A 6,201-nucleotide genomic window follows, 5' to 3' on the forward strand; every position below is an offset into this window, starting at 1 on the left:
TCCGCTTCGTGACCACCCAACGCGTTCTGTTCCTGTGCACGGGCAATTCCGCCCGCAGTGTTCTTGCCGAAGCCACGCTGCGGGCGTGGGCCGGCCACCGCTTCGAGGTGTTCAGCGCCGGCAGCCAGCCGGCCGGCGCGGTCAATCCATTCGCCCTTGCCCAGCTGCAGGCCGAGGGCATCGCCACCGCAGGCCTGCGCAGTAAATCATGGGACGAGTTCGCTGACGGCGCGCCGATGGACCTGGTGATCACGGTCTGCGATGCCGCAGCGGCCGAGGCGTGCCCGGTGGTGTTCGGCGACTTCGTGCGCACGCACTGGGGCCTGCCCGATCCAGCCGCCGTCGACGGCAGCGCGGATGACAAGGCGGCCGCGTTCGCGCAGGCACACGCCATCGTCAAAGCACGGTTGCTGGCCCTGCTGGCATTGCCCGCTGCAACCTGGTCCGACCGCGGGCAGTTGAAAGACGCGCTGGATCGCATTGGTTTCGTGCAACCCGAGGATGGCCAGGCGTGAGCGCGCCGGCACCAATGGGGTTGTTCGAGCGCTACCTGACGCTGTGGGTGGCGCTGTGCATCGTGGCCGGCACCCTGCTTGGCCACGCACTGCCGCAGCCATTTGCTGCGCTGGCGTCGGCGGAGGTGGCCAAGGTCAACCTGCCCATCGCGGTGCTGATCTGGCTGATGATCATCCCGATGCTGCTGCGGGTCGATTTCAGTGCGATGCGCCAGCTCGGCCAGCACTGGAAAGGCATCGGCGTGACGTTGTTCATCAACTGGGCGGTCAAGCCCTTCTCGATGGCACTGCTGGGCTGGTTCTTCCTGCGCCACGTGTTTGCCGATGCGCTGCCCGCCGCACAGGTCGACGGCTACATCGCCGGGCTGATCCTGCTGGCGGCAGCGCCCTGCACCGCCATGGTGTTCGTGTGGAGCAACCTGTGCCGCGGCGATGCCAATTTCACCCTCAGCCAGGTGGCGTTGAACGACGCGATCATGGTGGTGGCGTATGCACCGGTGGTGGCGCTGCTGCTGGGCCTGTCGGCGATCAGCGTGCCGTGGGACACGCTGCTGCTGTCGGTGTCGCTGTACATCATCGCGCCGGTGCTGGTGGCCTCCCTGCTGCGGCGCTGGCTGCTGGCCCGCAGCGGGGAGGCCGGCCTGCAGTCCGCGCTGCGAAAGCTGGGGCCCGTCTCGCTGCTGGCCCTGCTGCTGACGCTGGTGCTGCTGTTCGGCTTCCAGGGCGAGCAGATCGTGCGGCAGCCGCTGGTCATCGCCATCCTGGCGGTACCGATCCTGATCCAGGTCTACTTCAACTCAGGGCTGGCCTACCTGCTGAACCGACGCCTGGGGGTCGCCCATTGCGTGGCCGGCCCCTCGGCGCTGATTGGTGCCAGCAACTTCTTCGAGCTGGCCGTTGCCACTGCCGTGGGCCTGTTCGGCGTGCATTCCGGTGCGGCGCTGGCGACGGTGGTCGGCGTGTTGATCGAAGTGCCGGTGATGTTGTCGGTGGTGCGCATCGTCAATGCGTCGCGCGGGTGGTATGAGCGGCGCTGAGGCGGGGCCGCGCCACGCTTGCATGGACTACAGGCCGGTCATCTTCAGTGCTGCCTCGGGAAGCCGCTCGCCACTGAGGTGGATGTCCGCAAGTTGTTGATCGATGCGGGCCAGGTCCTGCGCATCGAGCACCAGTTCAACGGCACCGAGATTTTCTTCCAGGCGATGCAGCTTCGTCGTCCCCGGAATCGGCGCGATCCAGGGTCTCTGCGCAAGCAACCAGGCCAATGCGATTTGTGCCGGCGTTGCGCCCTTCTCCGATGCCACGGTCTTCACTACGTCGACCAGTGCCATGTTCGCCCTGCGCGACGCTGCAGAGAAGCGTGGCACGACAGCGCGGAAATCGGTGGCATCGAACCGGGTGTGCTCGTCGATCCTGCCGGTCAGGAAACCCGCACCCAGTGGGCTGAACGGCACGAAGCCGATCTGCAGCTCCTGCAGCGCGGAAAGCAGCTCATCTTCCGGGCCTCGCCAGAACAGCGAGTACTCGCTCTGTACCGCAGTCACTGCCTGCACGGCGTGAGCCCGGCGGATGGTCTGCACGCCTGCCTCGGAGAGCCCGAAATGCTTGACCTTGCCTGCAGCGATCAGCTCCTTCACCGCGCCAGCGACCTCTTCGATCGGCACCGCCGGATCCACCCGGTGCTGGTAGAACAGGTCGATGCGATCCGTGCGCAGCCGCTTCAGGCTGGCTTCGGCGACGGCTTTGATGTGCTCGGGCCGGCTGTTGGTGCCACCACCACGTGCACCGGTTGCAGGGTCGATGTCGAAGCCGAACTTGGTGGCAAGCACCACCTGGTCGCGCAACGGTGCCAGCGCCTCGCCCACGAGTTCTTCGTTGACGAAGGGACCGTAGGCTTCAGCGGTATCGAAATGGGTGACGCCGTGTTCCACCGCGGTGCGGATGAGCGCGATCATCTCCCGCTTGTCGGCGGCCGGCCCATAGGCTGAACTCATGCCCATGCAGCCCAGCCCGAGGGCAGATACCTCCAGGCCTTGTCCAAGCATCCGGGTCTTCATGTCTGGCTCCTTGTCGAGCGGTATGTGGGGTGGTCAGCATCGGGCAGCTGAGTCGTCATGGCGGCAATCTACGCCTCCCGCACCTGGTCTTGCAGAGGCATAATCGGATATCGCTTATATCTGGTGCGCATCAATGGGGATCGAACATTACGATCAGCTGGCCCTCTTCGCGCTGGTGGCGCGCGAGCGCAGCTTCACCCGCGCCGCCGCCCAGCTGGGCATGTCCCAGCCGGCATTGAGCCGGTCCATGCGGCAACTGGAAGAGCGCCTGGGCGTGCGCCTGCTTGCCCGCACCACGCGCAGCGTGTCGCCGACCGAAGCTGGAGAACAGCTGCTGCGCGTCATCGCGCCCCGATTCGAAGAGATCGACAGCGAACTCGCCCAGCTCAATGCCTTCCGCGACAAACCGGCCGGCCGCCTGCGCATCACCGCCGGCGAGCACGCGGCGATCACCGTCATGCAACCCGTGCTCGGCAAGCTGCTGCCCGATCATCCCGATCTGAACATCGAAGTGATCGTGGACTACGGACTGACCGACATCGTCGCCGAGGGCTATGACGCCGGCATCCGCCTGGGGGAACAGGTGGCACGGGACATGATCGCGCTGCCGGTCGGTCCGCATCTGCGGATGGCGGTGGTGGGCTCGCCCGCCTATTTCCAGCGGCACCCCAGACCGAAATCGCCGCACGACCTGACCGGACACAACTGCATCACCATCCGGCTGCCCACCCACGGCGGCATCTTCGCCTGGGAGTTCGAGAAGAAGGGCAAGGAACTGAAGGTGAGAGTGGAAGGCCAGCTGGTGTTCAACAACATCGCCATGCGCCTGCAGGCCGCGCTGGAAGGGCTGGGCCTGGCCTACATGCCCGAGGATCTGGTGCACGCACATATCGAGGTCGGCACATTGGTTCGCGTACTGGCCGACTGGTGCCCGCCCTTCCCGGGCTACCACCTGTACTACCCAAGCCGCCGACAGTCCTCACCGGCCTTCACCCTGCTGCGCGATGCGCTGCGTTACGCGCGCTGAACCGGCCCGCAGCGCAGGCAAGCATCAACGCGCGGAGGCGGCGACGTTCTGGTCAATGGCCGCATCGGCACGCGCTGCGGCGGCGGTCTCTCCGCTTTCGGCCAGCAGTCGCGCAACCTGGCGCAGCTGCGCGATGGTCAGGCCAACACGCTGGCTGGCTGCAACATGCGAGCGCAGCTGTGCTTCCACCCCGGGCGTGGCCGCCAATGCGCCGACGGTGGCCAGCTCGCGGCTCTGCCAGTCCAGGTTGTCGCGTTCGAAGATGTCACCAAACAGGTGTGTCTGCAGGTACTGGTTGATGACCGGCGCGAACGCCATCACCGGGCCGGTGACCGGTGCGCCAGAGATGCGCGTCTGGTTGGCGGTACCTGCGGCCAGCAATCCATCCCCTACCGGAATGGCGCGACTGGGTTCATGTCCGGGCGCGTCCTCGATGCCGCGCTGCCTGCGGGCATCGGTCACGCGCAGCAGTTCCGCCAGCGCGTTGAGGCTGCGCGGAAAACCGGTATAGGCGTAAAGCTGTACCAGGATTTCCTTCGCTTCACTGACGGTGAGGCCGGCATCCAGACCACGGTTCAGCGCCACGTCGAGCCGGGGCATGTTGCTGGTGGCCATCGCAGCGGCGATCAACGGGATGGACTGCTGCCGGGCCGACAGCTGCTGTGCGTCGGCGTGGGTGTTGCTCATGGCGCGGGTCTCCTGCGGCGGATCGGCATAGGCATGCGGCATGGTCAGGGTTGCGATGCAGATGCCAGCGGCAACCCAGCCACATCGTCGCCGGCTAACGGGCGTTGTAGGCGTCATCACTGACCTTCTCCATCCAGTGCACGGTCTTGCCATCCATCGTGCCGCTCACCGCCAGATGAGTCATCGCACTGCTCGCCGATGCGCCATGCCAGTGCTTCACTCCCGGCGGACAGACCACCACATCCCCCGGTCGGATCTCCTGCACTGGCTTGCCCCATTGCTGGGTCAGGCCGACACCGGACACCACCACCAGCCGTTGCCCGGCGGGATGCGTATGCCATGCCGATCGCGCGCCGGCGTCGAACGTCACATAGGCCGCCGAAGCGGGAATGCCCGCGTCGGCCGCGAACAACGGATCAACGCGGACCTTGCCGGTGAAGTACTCGGCAGGACCTGCGGTGGAAGCCTGCGTGCCACCACGCACGATCTGCTGCGTGTCTGCTTCAGCGCCCTGCGCCAAGGGCGCGGCGACACCCAGTGCAATGCCCAACAGTATCCTGGTCATCATGAAGTCCTCAATGCAGATCGTTCTGCTCGTCGCCGCCCGGACTGGTACGGTCGATCACAACGTACGTCCATAGAAGGTCGTCAGCTTGGTCACCGCCGCGTCCACATGGCGCGGCACCCAGTAGGTTTCGATGTGGGTGGCACCTTCCAGGGTGAACAGCTCCTTGTCTTTGGTCCCTGTCGCTTTGGCGAACGCATCCTCGGTCATGTAGCGGCTGTCGGCCTTGCTGCCGGCGATCATCAGCAGCGGCTGGTCGATCAGTTCGATCTGGTCGGTCGCATCCCAGCGCATCAGGTCCAGCAGGCTGCTGGTGGTGTACTTGAAGGTGGAGCCCGGATGAGCGTGCGTCTTCCAGTAATACTCATATCCCTGCCGGTAGAGATCGAAAGGCAGGCTGGCGATCTGCTCATCGGTCAGGTTGGCGTCGCCCGAGTACAGCACTTCGCCACCGGCAGCTTCCTGCGCGCGTGCGGCGGATGCCTGTTGAAGGCGCTGCTGGATCGTCTGCAGTTGCGAGTCCACATAACCATTGCGGCGGACACGCCCCGAATTGAACATGCTGATCGTTGCCACCGCCTTGAAGCGCTTGTCGGTCTGCGCCGCAGCCAGCGAGTAGCCACCTCCGCCGCAGATGCCCAGCAGTCCCAGCCGCGCGGTGTCGACGCCCGGATAGCGGGTGATGTAGTCCGCCATGCCGAGGATGTCCTCGATGCGGAAGGCGGGCTTGTCCACGTTGCGTGGCTGACCGCCGCTGGCCCCCTGGTAGGCCGCATCGGCGGTGATGGTGATATACCCTTCCGCGGCCAGTCGCTGGGCGTACAGGCCTGCAACCTGTTCCTTGACCCCGCCATTGGGGTGCGCCACCACGACTGCCGGGTATTTGCTGCCGGGTGCGTAGTTGGGCGGCGTGTAGACGTTGGCGGCGATCTGCAGGCCATTGAGCGTGTACGACACCGGATGGATGCTCACCTCACCGGCGACATTGCCGCTGATGGCCCCTTCATAGGCCAACGTATACGGGTTCTCACGGTAATCGGCTGCCTGCGCGTTGCCTGCGGCCAGTCCTATCGCGATGGCCAGCAGTGTGGCGTGGAGGGCATTTCGCTTCATGGATGTCTCCCTTCAATCCAGGTGCTTGTCGGCAAGGAATGTCGATACGAGATCGGCGATCTCGATGTTGTTGAGGTCGGAGAAGATGAAGTGACTGTTGCCCTTGATGCCGATCTCCGGCAGATGGATGAGGCGTACATCGCCACCATGGCGGTTGACGGCGTCCCGCCACAGCCGCGCCATCTGCAGCCGCGCCCGCCAGCTGTCCTGGGCCGGCAGCCTCACGGGGTCGGCGGG

At 65.5% G+C, this 6,201-nt stretch carries 7 protein-coding genes and 1 pseudogene; 3 read left to right on the forward strand and 5 right to left on the reverse strand.

Translation table 11 applies throughout. The annotated features are described in order from the left end of the window. The first annotated feature begins 8 nt into the window (after window positions 1-8). Complete coding sequence (locus DBR20_RS04560; protein ID WP_108265345.1) at window positions 9-515, forward strand: arsenate reductase ArsC; 507 nt, start codon at window positions 9-11, stop codon at window positions 513-515. A gap of 14 nt (window positions 516-529) precedes the next feature. Beyond that, on the forward strand, window positions 530-1,552 hold the full coding sequence (gene arsB, locus DBR20_RS04565; RefSeq protein WP_108265346.1) for an ACR3 family arsenite efflux transporter: 1,023 nt from the start codon (window positions 530-532) through the stop codon (window positions 1,550-1,552). Window positions 1,553-1,579: 27 nt separating this feature from the next. Here the strand turns inward: arsB and DBR20_RS04570 are convergent, their stop codons facing one another. Then, window positions 1,580-2,572: an aldo/keto reductase gene (locus DBR20_RS04570; RefSeq protein WP_108265347.1), complete on the reverse strand. Its 993-nt coding sequence runs from the start codon at window positions 2,570-2,572 to the stop codon at window positions 1,580-1,582. A gap of 133 nt (window positions 2,573-2,705) precedes the next feature. Between DBR20_RS04570 and DBR20_RS04575 the strand changes: the two genes are divergently transcribed. Further along, window positions 2,706-3,599 carry a LysR family transcriptional regulator gene (locus DBR20_RS04575; protein ID WP_108265348.1) on the forward strand — a complete coding sequence of 298 codons (894 nt, stop codon included), beginning with the start codon at window positions 2,706-2,708 and terminating at the stop codon, window positions 3,597-3,599. A 24-nt stretch (window positions 3,600-3,623) separates the two neighbouring features. Here the strand turns inward: DBR20_RS04575 and DBR20_RS04580 are convergent, their stop codons facing one another. The 4 genes and pseudogenes from DBR20_RS04580 to DBR20_RS22665 form a co-directional block, all read right to left on the reverse strand. Continuing rightward, window positions 3,624-4,286, reverse strand: a complete 663-nt coding sequence (locus DBR20_RS04580; protein WP_219927786.1) for a carboxymuconolactone decarboxylase family protein — start codon at window positions 4,284-4,286, stop codon at window positions 3,624-3,626. A 94-nt stretch (window positions 4,287-4,380) separates the two neighbouring features. Further along, a complete protein-coding gene (locus DBR20_RS04585) occupies window positions 4,381-4,854 on the reverse strand; it encodes a cupin domain-containing protein (protein ID WP_308812597.1) in 474 nt (157 codons plus the stop codon). Between the two features lie 54 nt (window positions 4,855-4,908). Then, window positions 4,909-5,964, reverse strand: coding sequence for an alpha/beta hydrolase (locus DBR20_RS04590; protein WP_108265350.1), 1,056 nt, complete (start codon window positions 5,962-5,964; stop codon window positions 4,909-4,911). Window positions 5,965-5,976: 12 nt separating this feature from the next. Then, window positions 5,977-6,201: pseudogene (locus tag DBR20_RS22665) on the reverse strand (alpha/beta hydrolase); the annotation flags it as partial.

The organism is Stenotrophomonas sp. HMWF023 (assembly GCF_003060985.1).
GTDB lineage: Bacteria > Pseudomonadota > Gammaproteobacteria > Xanthomonadales > Xanthomonadaceae > Stenotrophomonas > Stenotrophomonas lactitubi.